Source organism: Amycolatopsis jiangsuensis, from assembly GCF_014204865.1.
Classification (GTDB): Bacteria; Actinomycetota; Actinomycetes; order Mycobacteriales; family Pseudonocardiaceae; genus Amycolatopsis; species Amycolatopsis jiangsuensis.
On the sequence record NZ_JACHMG010000001.1, the window covers coordinates 6,287,010 to 6,308,634 of the forward strand.

Genomic DNA, 21,625 nt, shown 5'->3' on the forward strand with positions numbered 1-21,625 from the left:
CTGGTGTCGGCCGAGCCTCCAACGGGTGAACCCCGTGGACGGCTACGCTGGGCGGCGTCACCGCAGGCACGACCCACCAAGGAGCAGAGCGTGGCTCTCATCGAGCAGGTAGGCGCGCGCGAGATCCTCGATTCGCGCGGCAACCCGACCGTCGAGGTGGAGGTGGCACTCGACGACGGCACGCTGGCGCGGGCCGCCGTTCCGTCGGGTGCGTCCACCGGCGAGCACGAAGCCGTCGAGCTGCGTGACGGGGACACCGGCCGGTACAACGGCAAGGGCGTGGAACGCGCGGTCTCCGCGGTACTCGACGAGATCGGCCCCGACCTCACCGGTGTCGACGCGGTGGACCAGCGGATCGTCGACCAGAAGCTGGTCGACCTCGACGGCACGCCGGGCAAGTCGCGGCTCGGCGCGAACGCTGTGCTGGGCGTCTCGCTGGCGGTCGCGAAGGCCGCGGCGGACTCGGCCGAGCTGGAGCTGTTCCGCTACCTCGGCGGACCGAACGCACACGTGCTGCCGGTCCCGATGCTGAACATCCTCAACGGTGGCGCGCACGCGGACACCGACGTGGACATCCAGGAGTTCATGATCGCGCCGATCGGCGCCGAGTCCTTCCGTGAGGCGCTCCGCTGGGGCACCGAGGTCTACCACGCGCTGAAGTCGGTCCTGAAGAGCCGCGGTCTGGCCACCGGACTCGGCGACGAAGGCGGGTTCGCGCCCAGCCTCGGCAACAACCGTGATGCCCTCGACCTCATCCTGCAGGCCATCCAGAAGGCCGGCTACGCCCCGGGCCGGGACGTGGCACTCGCGCTGGACGTCGCGGCCACGGAGTTCTACTCCGACGGCGCCTACACCTTCGAAGGCACGAAGCGCAGCGCCGAGCAGATGTCCGCGTACTACGCCGAACTCCTGCGCGACTACCCGCTGGTCTCGATCGAGGACCCGCTGGGCGAGGACGACTGGGACGGCTGGGTCCAGCTGACCGCCGAGGTCGGTGACAAGGTCCAGCTCGTGGGCGACGACCTGTTCGTCACGAACCCGGACCGCCTCGAGGAAGGCATCAGCCGGCGTGCGGCGAACGCGCTGCTGGTGAAGGTCAACCAGATCGGCACCCTTTCCGAGACGCTCGACGCGGTCTCGCTGGCCACGTCGTACGGCTACAAGTCGATGATGAGCCACCGCTCCGGCGAGACCGAGGACACCTTCATCGCCGATCTGGCCGTCGCCACCGGCGTGGGCCAGATCAAGACCGGTGCCCCGGCGCGCGGCGAGCGGATCGCGAAGTACAACCAGCTCCTGCGCATCGAGGAGACTCTCGCGGACGCCGCCCGCTACGCCGGCGACCTGGCCTTCCCGCGGTTCACCGCGGAGGCCTGAGACGCCGATGGCCGACCGGGGGAGGGCGCGCAACCGCCGCGGCGGTCGGGCTGACGGGAGCGGGTCGACACGGGCCCGTCGTCCCGCCTCGGCCCGGCGCCGCACGGGCGGCACGCCGGAGACGACCAGAGCACGGCTGCGCCGCGGTCTGGCGGCGAAGCGTGCCTCCGGGGCGGCCAAGGTGCTGGGGATGTCGACCACCCGGCGGGCCGCCGTGGTGGCGATCGTGGTGTGCGCGCTGGCGTTCACCGTCGCCGTGCCGTTGCGCACCTACCTCAGCCAGCGTTCGGAAGTGCGGGAGCAGGAAGCGCAGCGGGCGCAGCTCCAGCAGGAGGTGGCCCAGCTGCGCAACCGCAAGGGCCAGCTGAGTGACCCGGCGCAGATCGAGGCGGAGGCCCGGCGCCGGCTCCGGTACGTCAAGCCCGGGGAGACGCCGTACGTCGTGCAACTGCCCGAGGACCAGCCCGCCGCGCCGCCGCGGCAGCCGGGACCGCAGGAGGTTCCGCAGGGTTCGTGGTACGAGAACCTGTGGGATCAGGTTTCCGGCGGCTGAGCTTGCCGTTCTGGCGTTCTCGCTGGCGATGGGTGGCTTCCGGCGCACTGTGACGACCTCCTTCCGGTCCGGGGCGGGCTCGATGTCAGGAACGCTACGCCGCGGATCAGCCGGGTGCGGCCGGTCGAACAGGGTTGTGCACAGGGTCGCGGAGTTGGGGACAACCCGGGCGTTCCGGCGGAGGCTGCGGCCGTCCGGACGGCGGACGGCATTAGCCTGGACATCGTGAACAGCAGCACGCAGACGCCCCGTTTCGAGCCCGTCACCGATGCCGACCGGGAGGTCATCGCGCAGCAGCTCGGCCGGCCGCCACGGGCCTTGCGGGCTGTCGCGGCGCGGTGCCCCGGTGGGCACCCGTCGGTGGTTCAGACCAGCCCACGGCTGGAGAACGGCACCCCGTTCCCCACGCTGTACTACCTCACGTGCCCGCGGCTGACGTCGCTGGTCGGCACGCTCGAGGCGTCCGGGATCATGAAGGAGATGACCGAACGGCTCGGCACCGACCCCGAGCTCGCGGCGGCCTACCAGCGCACGCACGAGACGTACCTCGCCGAACGGGACGCCATCGAATCGCTCGGCACGCAGGTCACCGCCGGAGGAATGCCCGGACGGGTGAAGTGCCTGCACGTCCACCTCGCGCACACCCTCGCGGCCGGCCCGGGAACGAACCCCTTCGGCGACGAAACGCTGGCGTGGGTCCGCGAACAGGGCTGGCCGACCGGTGACTGCGCCGGGTGACGTCCGCTCGCCGGTGGGCAGTTCGCCGGCGTGGGGTCCGGGGACTCTGTGGGCAGCCGGAGGGGGCTGCGCTCCGGGAGGGGAAGGGTGGGTACGCAGGGGAGAAGGTAATGAGACCTGTGGGGGAAGGTGGTGGATCGTGCTGCTGTGGGGGGTGAGTGTTGCCGAGGGCGATGGGTGATCGTGGCCGTGGGCATTAGATCGTGCAGCCGAAGGCATGGATCGTGCTGCGGTGGGTAGGTGTCGCCGAGGGCGATGCGTGACTGCGGTGCTGGGCGGTGGAACTGCGCGGCCGAAGTCGATGCGTGACGGTGGTCGTGGGCGGTGAGCTGTGTCGCCGACGGCTGTGGATCGTGTCGCTGTGGGTGGTGAATGGGTGTCCCGGAGGCCGATGCCCCACCGCCGCGTTGGACCGTGAACCGGGCGGTCGTGGGCAATGGGCCTGCCGGCGAGGGCAACGCGCCGACGTGCTGTGGGCAGCGCTGGGTAATGCCGGGTAGTCGTGGTCTGCCGGCGCAGGCCGGGAGTTGCTGCTGCAGGTAATGCGAAAGAGCGGGCCGTGAGGGGCGGGTCGTGAGCCCCGGCAGGAGTCCGACGTGAGCCCTGGACGCGAGCCGTGGCAGGAGTCCGGCCTGAGCCCTGGACACGAGCCCCGGCATGAGCCTCGGATACGAGCCCTGGCATGAGTCCGACGTGAGCCTCGGATAAGCGCCCCGGCAGGAGCCCGACCTAAGCTCCGACCTGAGCCCGACCTGAGCCCCCGCATGAACCCCGACCTGAGCCCGGGCATGAGACGTGCGCACGAGGCCTGGGCAGTAAGGTCGGGGGTATGCCTCGGGTAGCCGCGATCGACTGTGGGACCAACTCCATTCGTCTGCTCGTCGCCGAGTTGACGCCGCGTCATGACGGCACGGTCGACTTGCGTGATCTGCACCGCGAGATGCGCGTCGTGCGGCTCGGGCAGGGGGTCGACGCCACCGGGCGGCTCGCGCCGGAGGCGCTCGAGCGGACCCGGGCCGCGCTCGCCGACTACACCGTCGCGGCGCGGCGCAAGGGGGTCGAAAAGGTCCGGATGGTCGCCACCTCCGCGACCCGTGACGCGAGCAACCGCGACGAGTTCTTCGCCATGACCCGCGAGACGCTCGGCACCGAGGCCGAGGTGATCAGCGGCGACGAGGAAGCCCGGCTGTCGTTCACCGGCGCGGTCGGTGAGCAGGATCCAGACGATGGCCCGTTCGTGGTCGTCGACGTCGGCGGTGGTTCCACCGAACTGGTGCTCGGCACCTGGAACGGCCGGGAGGCCGAGATGCTGGCCGCGAAGTCGGTCGACATCGGCTGCGTCCGGATCACCGAACGCACGCTGCCGGGCGACCCGCCCACCGCCGAGGAGATCGCGGCGGCTCGGGAGCTGGCGCGCCAGGTGCTCACCGAAGCGTTCGACGTCGTGGACGTCGCCAAGGCACGCACGTGGATCGGCGTCGCCGGCACGGTGACGACGTTGTCGGCGATCTCCCAGGAGCTGCCGGAGTACGACTCCGAGCGCACCCACCTGTCCAAGCTCACGCACGCCGACCTCGATCGTCTCGCCGCGAACCTGCTCGCCGCCGACCGCGCCACCCGTGCGGCCAATCCGGTGATCCACCCGGGCCGCGTCGACGTGATCGGCGGGGGCTCGGTGATCGTCCAGGTGCTGGCCGAGCAGTTCGCCGCCCGCGGTGGTCCGGACCAGCTCGTGGTCAGTGAGCACGACATCCTCGACGGCATCGCGCTGTCCCTGGCCTGACTCGGCAGCGCTCCGACAAGGGGTCACTCCATGTGATCACCGTCTGAAGTAGTGGGCCAACCGGGTGACGGACCGTGTTGTCATTCATTTGCAACCCGCTAACCCGACTTCCCGCGACGGTTCGCCGATAACGTCCGTCTCACTTTTCGGACGTCGAAATCGGAGGGGACATGCGGGGTTCAACCAGGTTCCGCGCCGCCGCAGCGGTGACAACCTTGTCACTGCTGCTGCTGACCGCGTGCGGTGGCGGTTCGAGCAGCGGCTCGTCGGGGGAGGCCGACCCGAACGGGACGTTCACCGTCTACGGCACCGAACCCCAGAACACGCTGATCCCGACGAACACCAACGAACTGGGCGGCAGCAAGGCGGTCGACCCGATGTTCGCCGAGCTGGTCGGCTTCAAGGGGGAGAACGCCGAGCCGTTCAACCAGATGGCCGAATCGATCACCACGACCGATTCCAAGGTCTACGACATCAAGATCAAGCACGGCTGGAAGTTCCACGACGGCACCGAGGTCAAGGCGAAGAACTTCGTCGACGCCTGGAACTACGGCGCCTACGCGCCCAACGGCCAGATCAACAGCACGTTCTTCGAGAACATCGAGGGCTACGCGGACGTGCACCCCGAGGACGAGAACGCCAAGCCGGCCGCGGACAAGATGTCCGGCCTCGTGGTGAAGAACGACTACGAGTTCCAGGTCACCCTCAGCGCCCCGTTCTCCGTCTTCGGCATCAAGATCGGCTACACCGCTTTCGCGCCGCTGCCGGACGCGTTCTTCAAGGACCCGAAGGCGTTCGCGCAGCACCCGATCGGCAACGGTCCGATGAAGTTCGTGAGCCGCACCCCGAACGCGGACATCAAGCTCACCCGCTTCGACGGCTACCAGGGCCAGGACAAGGTCAAGTTCAAGGACCTGGACATCAAGATCTACTCCAGCCAGGAAACCGCCTACCAGGACCTGCTCAGCAACAAGCTGGACTTCATCGAGACGCTGCCGCCCTCGGCGCTGGCCGGCAGCAAGTACAAGACCGACCTGAAGGACAACCTGGTCACCGGCCACCTGCTGGGCATCAGCACGATCGCCATCCCGTACTACGTTCCCGGGTACGACAACCTCGACCTGCGCAAGGCGATCTCGCTCGCGATCGACCGCGCGCAGATCACCAAGACCGTCATGAACGACACCTACGTGCCTGCCGACGGCTACGTCTCCCAGGGCATCCCGGGTTACCGGCCGGGCGTGTGCAAGTTCTGCAAGTTCGATCCGGCACAGGCGAAGATGTACTTCCAGAAGTCCGGTTTCAAGGGCAAGCTGACGATTGCCTCGAACGCCGACGGTGGCCGCAAGGAACCGCTGGTGGCCGCGTGCAACAGCATCAAGAAGACCCTCGGCGTGGCCTGTGACTTCGTGCCCGCCACCGACTTCGGCCAGTGGCGCAGCATCGTGGTCGGGCACAAGCTCACCGGCATGGGCCGGGCGGACTGGTCGGCCGACTACCCGTCGATCGAGGACTTCCTCAACCCGATCTTCCGGACCGGTGCGTCGTCGAACGACTCGGTGTACTCCAACCCCCAGGTCGACGCGAAGCTCGCCGAGGCCGACGGGACCGCCGACAAGGACGCCGCGGTGAAGCTCTACCAGCAGGCCGAGGACATGATCGCCCAGGACCTGCCGTCGATCCCGGTGTGGGACGAGAAGGGCGTGGCCGCGAAGTCCGACCACGCCAAGACGGCCGGGCTGGACTTCCGCCGCCGCGCGGACCTCTCCACCGTCGAGGTCACGAAGTGACGCGCTGACCATCCGCTCCCACCACGCGGTTCGTGAGTGGCGAGGCCGGTCACAACCGGCCTCGCCACTCACGAACCCGGCGCGCACTCCTAGGAACCACGCATGATTCGCTACGTCCTGCGCCGCCTGCTCCAGCTGATCCCGGTGTTCTTCGGCACCACGTTCCTGATCTACACGCTGGTGTGGGCCGTGCCCGGGGACCCGTTCTCCGGCAAATGCGGTCAACAGGCCTGCCCGCAGGCCTACATCGACCTGATGACCGAGAAGTTCCACCTGGACGACAACCTGATCGTCCAGTACTTCAAGTACCTCGGCAGCCTGTTCACCGGCGACTGGGGTGAGACCTTCAACGGCAACTCGGTCGGCGAGCTGATCGCCAACTCCTACCCGATCACGCTGCGGCTGGCGATCATCGCGGTGATCATCGAGGCCGTGATCGGGCTGTCCGCCGGGGTGCTGACCGGCCTGCGCGGCAGGGGTTTCCTGGACAATCTGGTGCTGGTCTCCACCACCTTCCTGATCTCCCTTCCGGTGTTCGTGACCGCGATCGTGCTGCAGATCGTGCTGGGTACCGAATTCGGCCTCATCGACGCGAGCGTGTCCGACGATCCCGGCATCGGTGAGCTGATCGTGCCGGGGATCGCGCTCGGCAGCCTGTCCATGGCCTACATCGCACGGCTGACCAGAACCTCGATCGCGGAGAACCGGCACGCCGACTACATCCGCACCGCGATCGCCAAGGGGCAGCCGAACAGCCGGGTGATCGGGGTGCACCTGCTGCGCAATTCGGTGATCCCGGTGCTCACGTTCCTGGGCACCGACCTGGGTGCGCTGATGGGTGGCGCGATCGTGACCGAGGGCGTGTTCAACATCAACGGCCTCGGTGGGCTCATCTTCCGCGGTATCCAGAACCGGGAGAGCGCGACCGTCGTCGGTGTCGTCGTGCTGCTGGTGCTGGTGTACCTGCTGATGAGCCTGATCGTGGACCTGCTCTACGCCGTTCTCGACCCGAGGATCCGTTATGACTGACCCCAATCTCGTCGGTGGCGGGGGAGTCGACGCGGCGGAGCTGTCGCGTATCGACGATTCCGCTGCCGGACCGAAGAAACCCCGCAGCCTGTGGGCCGACGCCTGGCGCCAGTTGCGCCGGAAGCCGTCGTTCCTGATCGCCGCGGTGATCCTCCTGCTGGTGGTGCTGATCGCGATCGCGCCCGGGCTGTTCGCGCACGGCGATCCCGGCGCCGCCGACCTCACCCACGCGAACGAGGGACCGTCCGGCGACGCCTGGTTCGGCTACGACAACCAGGGCTACGACGTGTACACCCGCACCATCTACGGGGCACGGGCCTCGTTGCTGGTCGGGATCTTCGCGACCGTCCTGACTGTCCTCTTCGGATCGTTCATGGGCATCGTCGCGGGCTACTACGGCCGGCTCGTGGACAGCGTGTTCTCCCGGTTCGGCGACATCTTCGCCGGGCTGCCGTTCGTGCTCGGCGCGATCGTCATCCTCACCACGTTCAACGCGCCAGGGTCGAATCCCGGTCAGGTCACCATCATCGTGCAGGTGGTGCTCTCGATCGCGGTGCTGTCCTGGCCGGTCGCGATGCGCATCATGCGCTCGGCGACGCTGGTGGCCAAGCAGCTGGACTACGTCAAGGCGGCGCGGGCGCTCGGCGCGGGCACGCCCCGGATCGTGTTCCGGCACCTGCTGCCGAACACCCTGGCGCCGGTTCTGGTCTACGCCACCATCGCGCTCGGCGCGAACATCGGCGCCGAGGCGACGCTGGCCTACCTCGGCATCGGCGTGCGGCCGCCGGTCGTCTCGTGGGGCGTGATGATCAGCGATTCCCGCGACTACTTCCGGGCGATCCCGCACATGCTCCTGTTCCCCGGCGCGTTCGTCACCATCACCGTGCTCGCTTTCGTGATGCTCGGTGACGGAATCCGCGACGCGCTCGACCCGAAGTCGAGGTAGCCCCGCATGTCCACAGTGGATGACGAGCTGCTGCTCGAGGTCGAGGACCTGCACGTGGAGTTCCGCACCTCCGACGGAGTGGCGAACGTGCTCAACGGCGTCGGTTACGGCGTCCATGCCGGGGAAACGCTGGCGGTGCTGGGTGAATCCGGCTCGGGCAAGAGCGTGACCGCGCAGACGATCATGGGCATCCTGGACACCCCGCCCGGCGTGATCACCGCTGGTTCGATCCGCTACCGCGGTGAGGATTTGCTCACGGCGAGCCCGCAGCGACGGCGTGAGCTGCGGGGCGCGGAGATCGCGATGATCTTCCAGGACGCGCTTTCCGCGCTCAACCCGGTGTTCACCGTCGGGTTCCAGATCGAGGAGCAGCTGCGCGTCCGGCAGGGACTGTCCAAGAAGGACGCCCGTAAGCGGGCGATCGAGCTGCTGGAGCTGGTCCGTATCCCGGCCGCCGAGAGGCGGGTGAAGGACTATCCGCACCAGTTCTCCGGCGGGATGCGCCAGCGCGCGATGATCGCGATGTCGCTCGCGCTCGACCCGGATCTGCTGATCGCGGACGAGCCGACGACCGCGCTGGACGTCACGGTGCAGGCGCAGATCATGGACCTGCTCGCGGAGATCCAGCGGGAACGCCGGATGGGGCTGATCCTGATCACCCACGACCTCGGGGTGGTCGCCGAGGTCGCGGACCGGATCGCGGTGATGTACGCCGGGCGGATCGTGGAACAGGCCGACGCGCGTGAGCTCTACAGCTCGCCGGGACACCCCTACACCGCGGCGTTGATGGATTCGCTGCCGCGGCTGGACGTCAAGGGACAGACCCTCGAGACGATCAAGGGACTGCCGCCGAGCCTGCTGGACATCCCGCCCGGCTGTCCGTTCCATCCGCGGTGCAAGCGGGCCGAGCAGCACTGCCGCGACGAGCGGCCGCCCCTGCACGATCTCGGTCTCGGCCGGGTCAGTGCGTGTCACTTCGCCGAAGAGGTGGTGGAAAGCCGTGGTTGAGCCGATTCTCAGCGTGCGCGACCTGGTCAAGCACTTCCCGGTGCGCCAGGGCGTGCTGTTCAAGCGCACGATCGGTCAGGTGAAGGCCGTCGACGGCGTTTCGTTCGACCTGATGCCCGGCGAAACCCTCGGCGTGGTGGGCGAATCCGGCTGCGGAAAGTCGACGCTCGCGCAGGTGCTGATGCGACTGGAGGAGCCGACCAGCGGCACCGCCAGCTTCGACGGCCGGGACCTGTTCCGGTTGCGGGGCGCGGAGCTGCGCAGGCTGCGGCGGGAGATCCAGATCGTCCTGCAGGACCCGTACACGTCGCTGAACCCGCGGATGACCGTCGGCGACATCGTCGGCGAGCCGTTCGAGATCCACCCCGACGTGGCGCCCAAGGGCTCGCGGGCGGCGAAGGTGCAGGAGCTGCTGGAAGTCGTCGGGCTGAACCCCGAGCACGCCAACCGTTATCCGCACCAGTTCTCCGGCGGGCAGCGTCAGCGCATCGGCATCGCGCGGGCGCTGGCGTTGCGGCCGAAGGTGATCATCTGCGACGAGCCGGTATCCGCTTTGGACGTGTCGATCCAGGCGCAGGTGATGAACCTGCTCGGTGAGCTGCAGGGCGAGTTCGGACTGTCCTATGTGTTCATCGCGCACGACCTTTCGGTGGTGCGGCACCTGTCGAACCGGGTCGCGGTGATGTATCTGGGAAAGATCGTCGAGGTCGGCACCGAGGACGAGATCTACGAACGTCCGTCGCACCCCTACACCCAGGCGCTGCTTTCCGCGGTTCCGGTCGCCGATCCGGCGGTGCGCGGGCAGCGGCAGATCATCCGGCTCGACGGCGACCCGCCGAGCCCGCTGGACCCGCCGTCGGGCTGCCGGTTCCGCACCCGCTGCTGGAAGGCGGCCGACGTCTGCGCCACCGAGGTGCCGGCACTGGAGCCGCGCACCGACGGGCACCTGTCGGCCTGCCACTTCGCCGAGGTCCGCTCCGTCGTGCCGTGACGCCGGTGAGTGCTGAGTCCGGTCAGAACCGGACTCACCCCTCACGAGGGGTCAGCGGTTCGAGGCGGACTTGACGAAGTCGCCGAGATCCTTGGACTGCTGCAGGCGCGAGGGTTCGTGGACGTACATCATGTGCCCCGCCGGGTAGTAGGCGGTGTCGATGTTTTCCCGCAGCTCCTCGGGGATCTCCAGCTGCGCCAGGACGTGCTCGGACGCGTAGTACGCCGTGGCGCCGTCGTAGTGCCCGAAGGCCACGTGCACCTTCAGGTACGGGTTCGCCCGCATCGCCGCGCTCAGCGTACCCACCACCGACACCGAACGGCCTTCGAACTCCTTGTACGACCAGGCCTGGAAGACGTCGCCGGACAGGATTTCGTACGGCAGGTCGTTGCGGTAGCCGAGTTCGGACCGCACGTAGTGGTTGAAGCCGGCCGAGTAGGCGCCGATGATCCGTGAGACCGACGGGTCGTCGCTCATGTGCTCACGTCCGCCGTCGACCTCCCACGTGGTGAAGCGGCCGTCCATCCGGCCGACCGTGTGGCCCTCCTCGCGCAGCAGCTCGGTGAAGAACCGCACGTGCTCGATCCGGAGATTCACCTGGTCCACATAGGACTCGGTGAGCCCGGTCAGTGACGCGAGCGTGGCCACCGCCTCGGCACGCTCCTCAGTGGACAGCCGCGCGCCACGGGACAGCGCCCAGGGCAGCTCCTTCGCCGCGAAGTCCTCGGCGTCGGCGAGCACGTCGTCGAGGGGTCGCTCGCCGTGCCGGCCGTGGTAGTGCGCGATCGCCGCGTACGTGGGCACGTACAGCGAGTAGGGCAGGTCGTTGCCCTCGTGGAATCGCAGCGTGCCCATGTCCAGCACCGACGAGATGAGCATCAGCCCGTTGAGGTAGAGCCCGTAGCGGTCCTGCAGGTGCCCGGCGAGCGCGGCCGCGCGCAGCGTGCCGTACGACTCCCCGGCCAGGAACTTCGGCGACAGCCAGCGCTCGTTTCGCGACACCCACAGCCGGATGATCTCCGCGACCGATTCCACGTCGCCCTGGAATCCGGTGTACTCCTGGGATTCGCCGCCCTCGGTGACCCGCGAGTACCCGGTGCTGACCGGGTCGATGAACACCAGATCGCTGTGCTGGAGCAGGCTGTCGGGGTTGTCGGCCAGCCCGTAGGGCGGCGGCACCAGGCTGTCGACGTCCCCGGAGAGCACCCGCCGCGGACCCAGCAGGCCCATGTGCAGCCAGATGCTCGACGAACCGGGACCGCCGTTGAAGGCGAAGGTCACCGGACGCGTGCCGGGATCGGCGTCGTCGAGGGTGTAGGCGGTCAGGAAGACCTCGGCCTTGACCTTGTGGCCCTCGGACTTTCCGTCCTTCTTGGCCTCCTGGCGGAGCACGATCCGGCCGGTCTGCGCGGTGTAGGCGAGCTTGCGCCGCTTGACGGTGAGGGTGTGCTGCGTCGTCACGAGGTCGTCGACCGGCTCCGGCGCCTTGGTCTCCTCGTCGTGGGTCTTCTCGGCGGTCTCGGCCGCGGCGGTGGTGTCGGACATGGCCCCAACCTAGCCGGGGTTACGGTTTGCCGGACACCTGCCGAAGGAGGCCGATGGGCACGCTAGCCGAGCTGGACGCCGCGGTCGCCGGCTGCCGCGCGTGCCCCCGTCTGGTCGCCTGGCGTGAGCAGGTCGCGGTGGCCAAGCGCGCCGCGTTCACCGACGACGAGTACTGGGCGAAGCCGGTGCCAGGGTTCGGCGCGGAGGACGCCGCACTCGCGGTGGTCGGTCTTGCACCGTCGGCGCACGGCGCCAACCGGACCGGGCGAATGTTCACCGGCGATCCGTCGGGTGACTTCCTCTTCCGCGTGCTGCACGAGGTGGGGCTGGCCTCGCGGCCGGAATCCCTCGGCCCTGGTGACGGGCTCGTGCTGCGGGGCACCCGGCTCGTGTCGCCGGTCCGCTGCGCGCCGCCGGCCAACCGGCCCACCCCCGCCGAGCGTGACACGTGCCGGCACTGGCTCGCCGACGAGCTGGCCCTGCTGCGCCCGACGCTGCGGGCAGTGGTCGTGCTCGGCGGATTCGGCTGGCAGGCGTTGCTGCCGGTGCTCGCCGCGGCCGGGGTGCCGGTGCCCTCGCCGCGGCCGGTGTTCGGGCACGGGGCCGAGGTGCAGTTGGCCGGCCTGCGGCTTTTCGGCTGCTACCACGTGTCCCCACGCAATGTCCAGACCGGCCGGCTGACCCACTCCATGGTGGTGGATGTGGTCACCGCCGCGGCCTCGGCTGCCGGGCTCGTCTGAATCGTTACCGCCTGCGTGGCGACGCTGGTCACAGCGGGACGGGGTACCCGAGCGACACCGCTTCGGAAGTGCGACCATGAGGTCATGGCTGCTGCGAAGTCGGAACCGACTCGGATTCTCATCCTCGGTGGTGGATACGTCGGCCTGTACACGGCGTACGGGCTTCAGAAGATGCTGCGCGCCAACGAGGCCTCCGTGACCGTCGTTGACCCGCAGCCGCACATGACCTATGCCCCGTTCCTGCCCGAGGCGGCGGCCGGCGCGATCGAGCCGCGGCACGTGGTTGTGCCGCTGCGGCGCGTGCTGAAGCGCTGCCACGTGCTGACCGCGCGCGTCACCAAGATCGAGAACGAGCGCAAGGCCGTCACGGTCGAAGCGGCCGACGGCCACATCGAGACGCTGAACTACGACGTGCTCGTGGTCGCGCTCGGCGCCGTCGCGCGGATCCTGCCGATTCCCGGCCTGGTCGAGCAGGGCATCTCGTTCAAGACGATCGGCGAGGCCATCTACCTGCGCAACCACATCATGACCAAGCTCGACGAGGCGTCCAGCACGCTCGACCCCGAGCTGCGCAAGCGGCTGCTGACCTTCACCGTGGTCGGCGGCGGCTTCGCCGGGATCGAGGCGCTGGCCGAGCTCGAGGACATGACCCGGTTCGCGGTGGAGAACTACTACCCGAACATCGAGGTCTCCGACATCCGCTGGGTGCTGGTGGAGGCGGCGGGCCGGATCCTGCCCGAGGTGCGCGAGACGCTCGGCGTGTACACCGTCGGGCAGCTGGAGAAGCGCGGGATCGAGGTGTACCTCTCGACCGCCGCGAAGTCGTTCGAGGACGGTCACGTGGTGCTCTCGGACGGCACCGAGTTCGACACCGACACGATCATCTGGACCGCGGGCGTGAAGGCCAACCCGGTGCTCGCCGGGTCGGACCTGCCGCTGGACAAGCGCGGCCGGCTCGAGGCCACCGCGGCCATGCAGGTCGTCGGCCACCCGGACGTGTGGACCGCGGGCGACAACGCGGCCATCCCGGACCTGTCGCGCACCGAGGCCGACCCCACGGCGACCTGCCCGCCGAACGCCCAGCACGCGGTCCGCCAGGCGACCCTGCTGTCGAAGAACATCATCAAGGTGATCCGCGGCGGCAAGGCGAAGGACTACTACCACAAGAACCTCGGCGCCGTGGCCAGCCTCGGCCTGCACAAGGGCGTGGCCGACGCGCTGAACCTGAAGATCAAGGGCTTCCCGGCCTGGCTGTTCCACCGCGCCTACCACCTCAAGGCGATGCCGACCTGGAACCGCAAGATCCGCATCCTGTTCGACTGGATGCTGGGTGGCCTGTTCCGCCGCGAGGTCATCTCGCTGGGCCAGATCAACAACCCGAAGGAAGAGTTCGACCGGGTCACCAAGAGCTGAGCTTGTTTTTCCCGAGGCCGGGCCGTCCACGAGGACGGCCCGGCCTCGGCGTTTCCCACCGGCCGCTAAAGTTGCCCGCGGCCCCCGTAGCCCAACTGGCAGAGGCAGTCGACTTAAACTCGATCAAGTGCGGGTTCGAACCCCGCCGGGGGCACCGTTTTCGCAGGTCAGAGGGATGACTGATCGTCCCGGTCAAGATCAACCCCCGGTTTACCCCCGGAATTCTCCTGGGCGAGGTCGAGCCACATGCTTTCCAGCGCGACCGCGTTGTCCCGCGAGACCGTGGTGCGGCCCATGTACACGTCCTGCGTGATCGACGGGCGCGCGTGGCCGAGCTGATCTGCGATCTGCCGCGAGCTGAGCTTCGCGTCGTCCAGCACGGTAGCGGCAGTCTTGCGGAATATGACCGAGACTGTCTCAGCGCGGATGCCGACACCAGAGGAAGCCGAAGAGCTTGAGCTTCCCGCCGGTGAGCCGGTCATGATCCTGCATCGGACCACCAGGACCGCAGACGGGCAGCCAGTCGAGTTCGCCCGAGGCGTCCACGCCGCATCACGGTTCTCGTGGACCTACACCTTCCAGATCCCCGACTGAGCGGAGGCGCCCAATGCCCGACGCCAGCATCCCGGACGAAGTGCGCGCCGACGTCCAGACCCTGTGGGACTACCACCGCATCGACGATGACCTCCTTCCTGTCGACCTCGCAATTGGACTCGGCAGCCACGATCCGAGCGTCGCAACCTACGCAGCCGAGCTGTATTCCTGTGGGCTCTTTCCGTGTGCGATCTTCACTGGAGCCAACGCGCCTACCACCGTTGAGCGATTCCCTCAGGGCGAGGCAGTCCACTACCGCGAACTCGCTATCGAGTCAGGCATGCCGGACGGCGCCATCCTCGTCGAGCCGGACGCAACCAACACTGCAGAGAACTTCGAGTTCGCTCGGAGACTGGCCGAACACCACCATCTCCCGGTTACGACAGCACTCATTCTGAGCCGTCCCTACCAGCAGCGACGCGCATACGCCACGGCGAAGAAGCAGTGGCCCGGCGTCGACTTCCTGTGCTCCGCCACTCAGCAGACGGTGGACGACTATGTCGCGAGCATCGGCGACGCCGACCGGGTCATCAACATGCTCGTCGGCGACACCCAGCGCATCACTGTCTATGCCGAAACCGGGGATGCCATCGAGCAGGACATGCCCGCCAGTGTGTCCTCCGCGTACGAACGACTTGTCGACGCTGGCTACACGGCCCGACTCATCGCGACGTCCTAGACCCGGCTACGGCGTAGACCCTGTGTTCAGAGTTTCTTTTCTTGTTCAAGGCGGCCCCTCCGGGGCCGCGCCGCTCCGGATCCGGGCACACGGGGCCCGCCTCCGGCACCCACGCGCCCGGCCCGGGCGGCTGCACCTGAGGCCGCGTCCAAAGAGGAAAGAACATGTCCTCGCCGGACGGGCAGGTCTCCGAGATGGCCAGGACGAGCGTGCACGTCGCGTCCGTGAGCGGCCTGCCGCCATCTCGCCGACCTCCCGGAGGGCTATCACGCCGCGTCAAGGGGGCAGTTCGGCCGGCACGTTGCGGACCGCAGGAAGGCGCCCCCTTGACCCGACGTGATCGGGCTACGCCAGGTCGACGAGATGGCGGAGAGGTCACCCACTTGCAGGTGATCAACACCAGTAACGCGAGTGTCTCCGTTCGCGACTTGCGTGCCAGGTGCAAGCAAACCAGGAGGATCGCCAATGCCCGAGTACAACCGGAACAGTGGGCAGCCGTGGACGGATGCCGACAGGCAGAAGCTCGCCAAGCTCGCGAAGGAGAACACGCCTACCAGAATCATCGGCCTAAAACTGGGCCGGACCGAGGATGCCATTCGCGCGCAGGCGCAGAAGGACGGAGTCTCGTTGAAGCCGACGAACCAGTCCCCGTACAACAGGCAGTAGGACGAGATCAACCCACGGTTTACCCCCGGATTTGGATACCATTCGACCCAGTGTCAACACCTAGCGACGACTGTTTGCCTATGTGAATAGTGCAGGTCAAAGGTAAGCACGGCAGTGGGTAACCATCGTTGCCCACTGCCGTCCGGAAATCGATCAAGTGCGGGTTCGAACCCCGCCGGGGGCACCGTTTTCGCAGGTCAGAGGGATGGCAATGAGGCGCAAGTAAGATCAAGTGCCCCACTTGCGCCCCATTTCGCCGCCTGATCTCACATGATGTCGTCGAGATGGCCTCCGGGCAGAGGGTTCGACCTGCGGGATGGTCGAGCCGCGCCGGATGGCTGTGTTCGGATCGGGCTGAAGGGCCCCCGCCGGCAGCTCAGATGTTGAAGAGGGTGTCGGTTTCGATCTCAGCCTCGGTGTTCGGATTACCTTGGGCAGGAACGTCGAAGTCGGCGACGACCCGGAGGTGGCCGCCAAGAGCTGCCACGTATCGGCGGATCGTCTCGACCGACATGAGTTCAGGGTCGCCCTGTTCGATCTTGCTCACGCGAGGCTGAGTTACGTCCATCCGGTCAGCGACGTCTTGCTGGGTCAGATCCGTGCGCTCTCGGAGCTCTCCAAGCCGATGACCCAGCACGTGAAGAGCTGTTCGATTCATCGCGGCAGCCCGCACAGCTTCACCATCGCGCCCGGCGGCGTGATCGAGCTCTTCCTTGCGTGCCTTAACTTCTCGCCACGTCTTAGTCATCTGAGCCGACTTCCAGTGCGGTCAGGTGTTTCTCGAAGCGTCTGTCTGCCAGCGGAATCGCCGTCTTGTACCAGCCGCTCCACTGCCCCTGTCTGTCACCTGCGACCAGCAGGATCGCGCAGCGTTGATCGATCGCGGCTTCCATCAGGTCGCCACTTTCCGGGTCGGTCGCACATAATCCAAGCAGTCAAGCTTCCACGTCGTCGTCCAGCTCAACTGCCCACTCCACGGTCATCCTCATAACCGAGAAGTTATGTGACGGGATCCATGCTTCACCGCGCTTCGATACCCACGCTAGTTCGAGAGCGTCCGGATCAGGTGGGCCAGTTCCTGTGGTTTCGAAGCGAACGGGGAGTGGCTGCTGTCGATCGTGCGGACCTGGAAGGGGTGGGCCGGGGCGAAGTGGTCCGCGTCGGTGATCATTCGTTGCTGCAGTGCGGGGGTGACGACCCGGTCCTGGGTCGTCAGGATGTACGACCGGGGTATCGAACCCCAGCGGTCTTCGGTCACTTCGACCTCGGCTCGGGCGATCGCGGTGGGGTTGTCCGGGACGAGACCGTGTGTGAAGGCCAGGTAGCGCTCCTCGTCCACGTCTCCGTAGAAGGTGCGGTGCAGCAGGTCGCGGTAGCCGGCGTCGGTGCTGCGGAAGTTGAGCCGCGTCGCCCCGATCTTCGCCGGGTCGCCGACGTAGAGGCCCGGGTACCGGGCGCCGGCCTCGGGCAGGCCGAGGTAGCCGGCCGCCGACCTCAGCAGCGTCGGCACGAGGGCCGCGACGTAGACGAGGTGGTCGACCAGTTCGGGAGCCTTCTCCGCAGCCCGCGTGACCGCGAGCCCACCGAGGCTGTGCGCGACGAGGACCACCCGGCGGCCGGCGGCCAGCCGTCGCAGCGCTTCCACGACGGCGTCCGCGACGTCCTCCAGGGTGAGGTCCCGCAGCGGGGAGGGTTCGGTGGTGAAACCCTCCTGGCCGCCGGTCAGGTACGACGCCGGGAAGCGGGCGTTCGGTCCCGCTCCCGGCAGGTCCAGCGCACAGGGACGCGAGTTCGCGGCCGCGAGCTCGAAGCTCACCTCCGCCCAGGCGGCACCGCTGTGCCACGCGCCGTGCACCAGGACGAAGTCCGTCCCGGATGTCTCTTCGGGACGTCCGCAGGCCGCGAGTGCGCCGAATCCGGTCATGAGTGCGCTCCCCAGGATCGTGCGGCGACTCGGCCGCAGGCGGGTCAAACTCCGTCTCCTTCACGCAGGCCCCGCGCCGCGTGCCGGGCCGCGAGGTATCCGAACGTCAGAGCGCTGCCGATCCGGCAGCCAGCCCCCGGATACTCCGACGCGGTGACCGAGTTCGCGTCGTCGCCGCAGGCGTACAGACCCGGCACGGGCTCGCCGGCTGCGGTGAGGACACGCGCGTCGGCGTCGGTCTGCAAGCCGAGCGTGGTCGCGAGTGGGACCGGGAAGACGGCGACGGCGTAGAAAGGCGGACGATCCAGCGGGCCCAGGTTGACGTTCGGGCGGTGGGCCCGGTCGCCGTACTGGTGGCCGAACGGGCTCTGTCCCTTGCCGAACTCGTCGTCGCGGCCCACCGCGGCCGCTCGGCACGCCGCGGCCGCGGTCTGCTCCAGCGCGTCGGGGTCGACGCCGATCTTCCCGGCAAGCGCGCGCACGGTGGGGCCGGACTGGAGGTACCCGTCGGCCAGGTGACGCCGCAGTGCAACTCTCGGCAGGTACGGCCGGACCATGCCCAAACCGTACTTCCGCAGCGACGCAGCGTCGGTGACCAGCCACGCCGGCACCGCCGCGTCGGTGGCGTACATGGCTCGGACAAAACGGTGGTACGACAGTGACTCGTCGACGAACCGGCGGCCGCTTCGGTCGACGGCCACGATGCCGGGCTTGGCCCGGTCCCAGATGTGGGGGAAGACCGCCGTACTGCCATCACGTCGCCGGCCGAGAGAGCCGGGAAACCACATCGCGTTGTCGTCCTGCGACGCACCGAGCGTTCCTCCGGCCGCCCGGGCCAGGTGCAGGCCGTCTCCGGTGGCTTCCGGCACAGCCGGCGTGAACTGGGCGACGGGCTCGGGCAAATGTTCGGCTCGCAGCGCGGGGTTCGCGGCGAAGCCACCACAGGCGAGGACGACGCCGCGCCGGGCACGGATCCGGCTGACTGCGCCCCGCCGGTGCACCACCGCTCCGGAGACCCGGCCGCGCTCGTCCACGACGAGCTCGTCGGCGTGCGCGGTGAACCACACGTCCGCCGACGTCGCAAGCAACCGTCCGTAGAGGGCGGCGACGAGCGCGTTACCCATGGTCAACCGCGTGCCGCGGGGGTGGCCACCGGCGCGGTCGAGCAGCCAGCGCAGTCCGAGCCGGCCCGCCATCACCGCTGCCCGGACGGTTTCCCCGGCGAACGCGGCCGCCAGCTGGTCCGCTTCGGCCCGGCGGACCATCAACGTTCCGCCGAAAAGCGTGAACTCCCGCACCGGGTGGCGGACCCGGCCGAAGGCTCGCCGTCCGAGCCGGCGTCCGTCGAAGGGCTCCGGTTCCAGGGCGCGTCCGACGCCCGCCCCTGGCAGCTCGGGGTGGTAATCGACGGCGCCGGCCGTGTGCCGGAAGCCGATACCCAAGGTCCGCAAGTACTCCAGGGCGTCGGGGGCGTGCCGGAGGTACGCCGTGCGCAGGTCACGGGGACCGCGGTCACCGACGAGCGCGTCGAGGTAGCGAGCGGCCTCCGCGGCGTCCGCCTCGGGGTCGGCCAGCTGCCGGTGCCCTGGAATCCACACGGTGCCCGCCGAACGGGCCGTCGTACCGCCCAGCCACTCCGATTTCTCGACGACGAGAGTGGACAGCCCTTCGTTCGCTCCGACGAGCGCGGCGGTAAGCCCTGCTGCACCCGATCCGAGGACCAGCAGGTCGACCTCCTGATCCCAGTCGGTCATCTGCATTCCTTTCCTTGGGGTGAAACACAGATCAGTACGTCGCCCGCCCGCCCGAGAGGTCGTAGGTGAATCCCGTGGTGAACGACGCAGCAGGCGAGATGGCCCACCGCACGAGCGCGGCGACCTCGGAAACCTTGCCGAGCCGGCCCATCGGGATGAGCGTGCGGAGGTGGGCGACCTGCTCGTCGGACATCCCCCGGATCAGGGTCGTCTCGACCATGGTCGGAGCGACCGCGTTCACGGTGACGCCCGTGGTCGCGTACTCCTTGCCGAGAGCTTTCACCATCCCCATGAGACCGGCCTTCGACGCGGAATACCCGGTCATTGCGGCATTGCCGTCCTTGCCCGCCATCGAGGCGAGGTGCAGCAGACGCCCGTACCCGGCGGCGGCCATCACCGGGAGCACCGCCTGGGACAGCGCGAACGCGCCGGTGAGGTTGACGCGCAGGACGTGCTCGAAGTGGTGGATCGGCTCCTCGGCCGCGGGTGCGGGGTCCCCGAGGATGCCGGCGCAGTTGACGACCCCGTCGATCCGGCCGAGCGTGTGCACTGCGTTGTCGACCATCTCGCGCACGCTCGGGGGATCGGTGAGATCGACGGGGAGCCATCCGGCCAGGCCGGGCAGGGACGGCCGCACCGCGGGCAGGTCGCTGCCGACGACGACCGCGCCCGAGTCCAGCAGCAGTTCGGCGACTCCGGCGCCGATGCCGTTTCCGGCACCGACGACCACGACGCGCAGGCCGTCGATCCCGTCACCGGCCGCGGGACGGTCATGGACGCCTTGCCCACTGGGGAAATTCACGATGACACACCTTCCGGAGACGGATCACGACGGCCGCGGGTTTCCGGGCTCGCCAAGACGGCAGCCGCCGACGTGAGAGCGAGGGCGACGAGCACCGCTCCGACCGCCCAGTACGAACCGGTCGCCGCGCACAACGCCGAAGCGATCAACGGGGTGAACCCGCCCAGCGGATCGGAAAGCGAGCGAGCGATCGTGACCCCGGAGTTCCGGACCCGCGGCTCGAACATCTCGGAGAGGTACGCGCCGGACACCGCGAGGACGACCTTGACGCCGAGCCCGTAGGCGAGCACCAGCGCGACGATGACGAGCAGCGGATTCCGCGTTTCCAGCAACCAGAAGAAAGGAAAGGCGAACACGGCGATGAAGAACAGTCCGAAGAGGAACACCGGACGGCGGCCCACCCGATCGGCCAGGTGCCCGCTCAGTGGAATCACCGCCAGTCCGACCGCGTTCGCCACCAGGACCCCGGTCAGGGCGGGCCCGGCACTCATCCCGAGTTGCGCGGTGCAGTACGAAATCGCGAAGACGTTGAACAGCTGCGCGCAGACGGCTTCCGTCGACCGCGCGAGGGACGCCAGTACCAGGTGCTTGCGGCCGGTGCGGACCAGTTCCCGCAACGGACTGGCCGCCAGAGTCCCGGAGTCCTTCAACCGCTCGAACTCCGGGGACTCCGCCACCCGCAGCCGCAGGTAGAGCCCGACGAACACGAGGCAGAACCCGAAGAGGAACGGCAGCCGCCAGCCCCAGGCCAGGAAGGACTCGCGCGGGAGCAGCGAAATGAGCGCGAAGACGCCGGTGCCCAGCATGATTCCCAGTCCGACGCCGAGTGCCGGCACGGTCGCGTACAGCCCGCGCCGTCCGGCGGTCGAGTACTCCGAGGTCATCGTCACCGCCGTGCCGTATTCGGCGCCGGCTCCCAGGCTCTGCACCAGCCGCAGCACCACCAGGAGAACCGGCGCGGCCAGCCCGGCCTGTGCATGGGTCGGGAGCAGCCCGATGGCGCCGGTCGAGGCACCCATCAGCACGAGGCAGAGGATGAGCAGCCGTTTGCGCCCGATCGTGTCGCCCCACCGCGCGAGCACCATGCCCGCCACGGGCCGGAAGACGAAGCCGATCGCGTAGGTGGCCATGGCCGCCAGCGTTCCGGCGACCGGGCTCGCGGCGGGAAAGAACAGCGGGGCGAACGCGAGCGCGGTGGCCGTGCCGTAGATGTAGAAGTCGTACCACTCCAGCACGGTGCCGATGAGATTCGCGGCGACGGCTCGATGTCTGGCTCGCGAGGTCGTTCTCGGG

General features: G+C 68.5%; 22 protein-coding genes and 1 tRNA gene. 15 read left to right on the plus strand and 8 right to left on the minus strand.

Annotation, left to right across the window (positions count from 1 at the left end):
• The first annotated feature begins 90 nt into the window (after positions 1 to 90).
• The 9 genes from eno to BJY18_RS28710 all read left to right on the plus strand — a co-directional run bounded on the left by eno (position 91) and on the right by BJY18_RS28710 (position 10,215).
• Complete coding sequence (gene eno / locus BJY18_RS28670) at positions 91 to 1,377, plus strand: phosphopyruvate hydratase (protein WP_184783017.1); 1,287 nt, start codon at positions 91 to 93, stop codon at positions 1,375 to 1,377.
• A 190-nt stretch (positions 1,378 to 1,567) separates the two neighbouring features.
• Positions 1,568 to 1,930 (plus strand): FtsB family cell division protein, encoded by a 363-nt coding sequence (locus BJY18_RS28675; protein ID WP_221457993.1) that lies wholly within the window; start codon positions 1,568 to 1,570, stop codon positions 1,928 to 1,930.
• A gap of 216 nt (positions 1,931 to 2,146) precedes the next feature.
• The gene (locus tag BJY18_RS28680; protein WP_184784907.1) at positions 2,147 to 2,668 is read left to right on the plus strand and encodes a DUF501 domain-containing protein; all 522 of its coding nucleotides are present in this window, start codon (positions 2,147 to 2,149) and stop codon (positions 2,666 to 2,668) included.
• Positions 2,669 to 3,497: 829 nt separating this feature from the next.
• Positions 3,498 to 4,451 carry a Ppx/GppA phosphatase family protein gene (locus tag BJY18_RS28685; RefSeq protein WP_184783019.1) on the plus strand — a complete coding sequence of 318 codons (954 nt, stop codon included), beginning with the start codon at positions 3,498 to 3,500 and terminating at the stop codon, positions 4,449 to 4,451.
• 170 nt (positions 4,452 to 4,621) lie between these two features.
• A complete protein-coding gene (locus BJY18_RS28690; protein WP_184783020.1) occupies positions 4,622 to 6,241 on the plus strand; it encodes a peptide ABC transporter substrate-binding protein in 1,620 nt (539 codons plus the stop codon).
• Positions 6,242 to 6,343: 102 nt separating this feature from the next.
• Positions 6,344 to 7,270: an ABC transporter permease gene (locus BJY18_RS28695; protein WP_184783021.1), complete on the plus strand. Its 927-nt coding sequence runs from the start codon at positions 6,344 to 6,346 to the stop codon at positions 7,268 to 7,270.
• The gene (locus tag BJY18_RS28700) at positions 7,263 to 8,216 is read left to right on the plus strand and encodes an ABC transporter permease (protein WP_184783022.1); all 954 of its coding nucleotides are present in this window, start codon (positions 7,263 to 7,265) and stop codon (positions 8,214 to 8,216) included. Before BJY18_RS28695 ends, BJY18_RS28700 begins: the two co-directional genes overlap by 8 nt.
• Positions 8,217 to 8,222: 6 nt before the next feature.
• Positions 8,223 to 9,224 (plus strand): ABC transporter ATP-binding protein, encoded by a 1,002-nt coding sequence (locus BJY18_RS28705; RefSeq protein WP_184783023.1) that lies wholly within the window; start codon positions 8,223 to 8,225, stop codon positions 9,222 to 9,224.
• A complete protein-coding gene (locus tag BJY18_RS28710; protein ID WP_184783024.1) occupies positions 9,217 to 10,215 on the plus strand; it encodes an ABC transporter ATP-binding protein in 999 nt (332 codons plus the stop codon). Before BJY18_RS28705 ends, BJY18_RS28710 begins: the two co-directional genes overlap by 8 nt.
• 51 nt (positions 10,216 to 10,266) lie before the next feature.
• Here BJY18_RS28710 and BJY18_RS28715 read toward each other — a convergent pair whose 3' ends face one another.
• Entirely contained in the window at positions 10,267 to 11,760 is a 1,494-nt protein-coding gene (locus tag BJY18_RS28715) for a S10 family peptidase (RefSeq protein ID WP_184783025.1), read from the minus strand.
• A gap of 53 nt (positions 11,761 to 11,813) precedes the next feature.
• Here BJY18_RS28715 and BJY18_RS28720 point away from each other — a divergent pair, with 53 nt between their 5' ends.
• From BJY18_RS28720 to BJY18_RS28730, 3 genes are all read left to right on the plus strand, one after another.
• The gene (locus BJY18_RS28720; protein WP_184783026.1) at positions 11,814 to 12,500 is read left to right on the plus strand and encodes a uracil-DNA glycosylase; all 687 of its coding nucleotides are present in this window, start codon (positions 11,814 to 11,816) and stop codon (positions 12,498 to 12,500) included.
• An 84-nt stretch (positions 12,501 to 12,584) separates the two neighbouring features.
• The gene (locus tag BJY18_RS28725; protein ID WP_184783027.1) at positions 12,585 to 13,913 is read left to right on the plus strand and encodes an NAD(P)/FAD-dependent oxidoreductase; all 1,329 of its coding nucleotides are present in this window, start codon (positions 12,585 to 12,587) and stop codon (positions 13,911 to 13,913) included.
• Positions 13,914 to 13,993: 80 nt separating this feature from the next.
• Positions 13,994 to 14,067 (plus strand) — tRNA-Leu (locus BJY18_RS28730).
• Between the two features lie 13 nt (positions 14,068 to 14,080).
• On the opposite strand, the gene BJY18_RS28735 is transcribed toward BJY18_RS28730, so the two are convergent.
• A complete protein-coding gene (locus BJY18_RS28735; RefSeq protein ID WP_312874136.1) occupies positions 14,081 to 14,395 on the minus strand; it encodes a site-specific integrase in 315 nt (104 codons plus the stop codon).
• Between BJY18_RS28735 and BJY18_RS28740 the strand changes: the two genes are divergently transcribed.
• The 3 genes from BJY18_RS28740 (at position 14,340) to BJY18_RS28750 (ending at position 15,852) form a co-directional block, all read left to right on the plus strand.
• Complete coding sequence (locus BJY18_RS28740) at positions 14,340 to 14,507, plus strand: UTRA domain-containing protein (protein ID WP_246459002.1); 168 nt, start codon at positions 14,340 to 14,342, stop codon at positions 14,505 to 14,507. The two genes, BJY18_RS28735 and BJY18_RS28740, sit on opposite strands and share 56 nt — an antisense overlap.
• Before the next feature lie 13 nt (positions 14,508 to 14,520).
• Positions 14,521 to 15,186: a YdcF family protein gene (locus BJY18_RS28745; protein ID WP_184783029.1), complete on the plus strand. Its 666-nt coding sequence runs from the start codon at positions 14,521 to 14,523 to the stop codon at positions 15,184 to 15,186.
• A gap of 465 nt (positions 15,187 to 15,651) precedes the next feature.
• On the plus strand, positions 15,652 to 15,852 hold the full coding sequence (locus BJY18_RS28750) for a hypothetical protein (RefSeq protein WP_184783030.1): 201 nt from the start codon (positions 15,652 to 15,654) through the stop codon (positions 15,850 to 15,852).
• A 376-nt stretch (positions 15,853 to 16,228) separates the two neighbouring features.
• Here the strand turns inward: BJY18_RS28750 and BJY18_RS28755 are convergent, their stop codons facing one another.
• The 6 genes from BJY18_RS28755 to BJY18_RS28780 form a co-directional block, all read right to left on the minus strand.
• Positions 16,229 to 16,600 carry a helix-turn-helix domain-containing protein gene (locus BJY18_RS28755; protein WP_184783031.1) on the minus strand — a complete coding sequence of 124 codons (372 nt, stop codon included), beginning with the start codon at positions 16,598 to 16,600 and terminating at the stop codon, positions 16,229 to 16,231.
• Positions 16,593 to 16,745: a hypothetical protein gene (locus BJY18_RS28760; RefSeq protein ID WP_246459003.1), complete on the minus strand. Its 153-nt coding sequence runs from the start codon at positions 16,743 to 16,745 to the stop codon at positions 16,593 to 16,595. Before BJY18_RS28760 ends, BJY18_RS28755 begins: the two co-directional genes overlap by 8 nt.
• A gap of 149 nt (positions 16,746 to 16,894) precedes the next feature.
• A complete protein-coding gene (locus BJY18_RS28765) occupies positions 16,895 to 17,776 on the minus strand; it encodes an alpha/beta fold hydrolase (RefSeq protein ID WP_184783032.1) in 882 nt (293 codons plus the stop codon).
• Positions 17,777 to 17,820: 44 nt separating this feature from the next.
• On the minus strand, positions 17,821 to 19,530 hold the full coding sequence (locus tag BJY18_RS28770; protein ID WP_221457994.1) for an FAD-dependent oxidoreductase: 1,710 nt from the start codon (positions 19,528 to 19,530) through the stop codon (positions 17,821 to 17,823).
• A gap of 31 nt (positions 19,531 to 19,561) precedes the next feature.
• Entirely contained in the window at positions 19,562 to 20,332 is a 771-nt protein-coding gene (locus BJY18_RS28775) for an SDR family NAD(P)-dependent oxidoreductase (RefSeq protein WP_221457995.1), read from the minus strand.
• Positions 20,329 to 21,567, minus strand: coding sequence for an MFS transporter (locus tag BJY18_RS28780; RefSeq protein ID WP_312873992.1), 1,239 nt, complete (start codon positions 21,565 to 21,567; stop codon positions 20,329 to 20,331). Before BJY18_RS28780 ends, BJY18_RS28775 begins: the two co-directional genes overlap by 4 nt.
• Between the last annotated feature and the right edge of the window lie 58 nt (positions 21,568 to 21,625).

Coding starts and splice junctions, on each gene's coding strand:
- BJY18_RS28675 (WP_221457993.1), top strand. CDS start 1,568: ATGTCGACCACCCGGCGGGCCGCCGTGGTGGCGATCGTGGTGTGCGCG.
- BJY18_RS28685 (WP_184783019.1), top strand. CDS start 3,498: ATGCCTCGGGTAGCCGCGATCGACTGTGGGACCAACTCCATTCGTCTG.
- BJY18_RS28690 (WP_184783020.1), top strand. CDS start 4,622: ATGCGGGGTTCAACCAGGTTCCGCGCCGCCGCAGCGGTGACAACCTTG.
- BJY18_RS28695 (WP_184783021.1), top strand. CDS start 6,344: ATGATTCGCTACGTCCTGCGCCGCCTGCTCCAGCTGATCCCGGTGTTC.
- BJY18_RS28700 (WP_184783022.1), top strand. CDS start 7,263: ATGACTGACCCCAATCTCGTCGGTGGCGGGGGAGTCGACGCGGCGGAG.
- BJY18_RS28705 (WP_184783023.1), top strand. CDS start 8,223: ATGTCCACAGTGGATGACGAGCTGCTGCTCGAGGTCGAGGACCTGCAC.
- BJY18_RS28715 (WP_184783025.1), bottom strand. CDS start 11,760: ATGTCCGACACCACCGCCGCGGCCGAGACCGCCGAGAAGACCCACGAC.
- BJY18_RS28720 (WP_184783026.1), top strand. CDS start 11,814: ATGGGCACGCTAGCCGAGCTGGACGCCGCGGTCGCCGGCTGCCGCGCG.
- BJY18_RS28725 (WP_184783027.1), top strand. CDS start 12,585: ATGGCTGCTGCGAAGTCGGAACCGACTCGGATTCTCATCCTCGGTGGT.
- BJY18_RS28740 (WP_246459002.1), top strand. CDS start 14,340: ATGCCGACACCAGAGGAAGCCGAAGAGCTTGAGCTTCCCGCCGGTGAG.
- BJY18_RS28735 (WP_312874136.1), bottom strand. CDS start 14,395: ATGACCGGCTCACCGGCGGGAAGCTCAAGCTCTTCGGCTTCCTCTGGT.
- BJY18_RS28745 (WP_184783029.1), top strand. CDS start 14,521: ATGCCCGACGCCAGCATCCCGGACGAAGTGCGCGCCGACGTCCAGACC.
- BJY18_RS28750 (WP_184783030.1), top strand. CDS start 15,652: ATGCCCGAGTACAACCGGAACAGTGGGCAGCCGTGGACGGATGCCGAC.
- BJY18_RS28755 (WP_184783031.1), bottom strand. CDS start 16,600: ATGACTAAGACGTGGCGAGAAGTTAAGGCACGCAAGGAAGAGCTCGAT.
- BJY18_RS28760 (WP_246459003.1), bottom strand. CDS start 16,745: ATGGAAGCCGCGATCGATCAACGCTGCGCGATCCTGCTGGTCGCAGGT.
- BJY18_RS28765 (WP_184783032.1), bottom strand. CDS start 17,776: ATGACCGGATTCGGCGCACTCGCGGCCTGCGGACGTCCCGAAGAGACA.
- BJY18_RS28770 (WP_221457994.1), bottom strand. CDS start 19,530: ATGACCGACTGGGATCAGGAGGTCGACCTGCTGGTCCTCGGATCGGGT.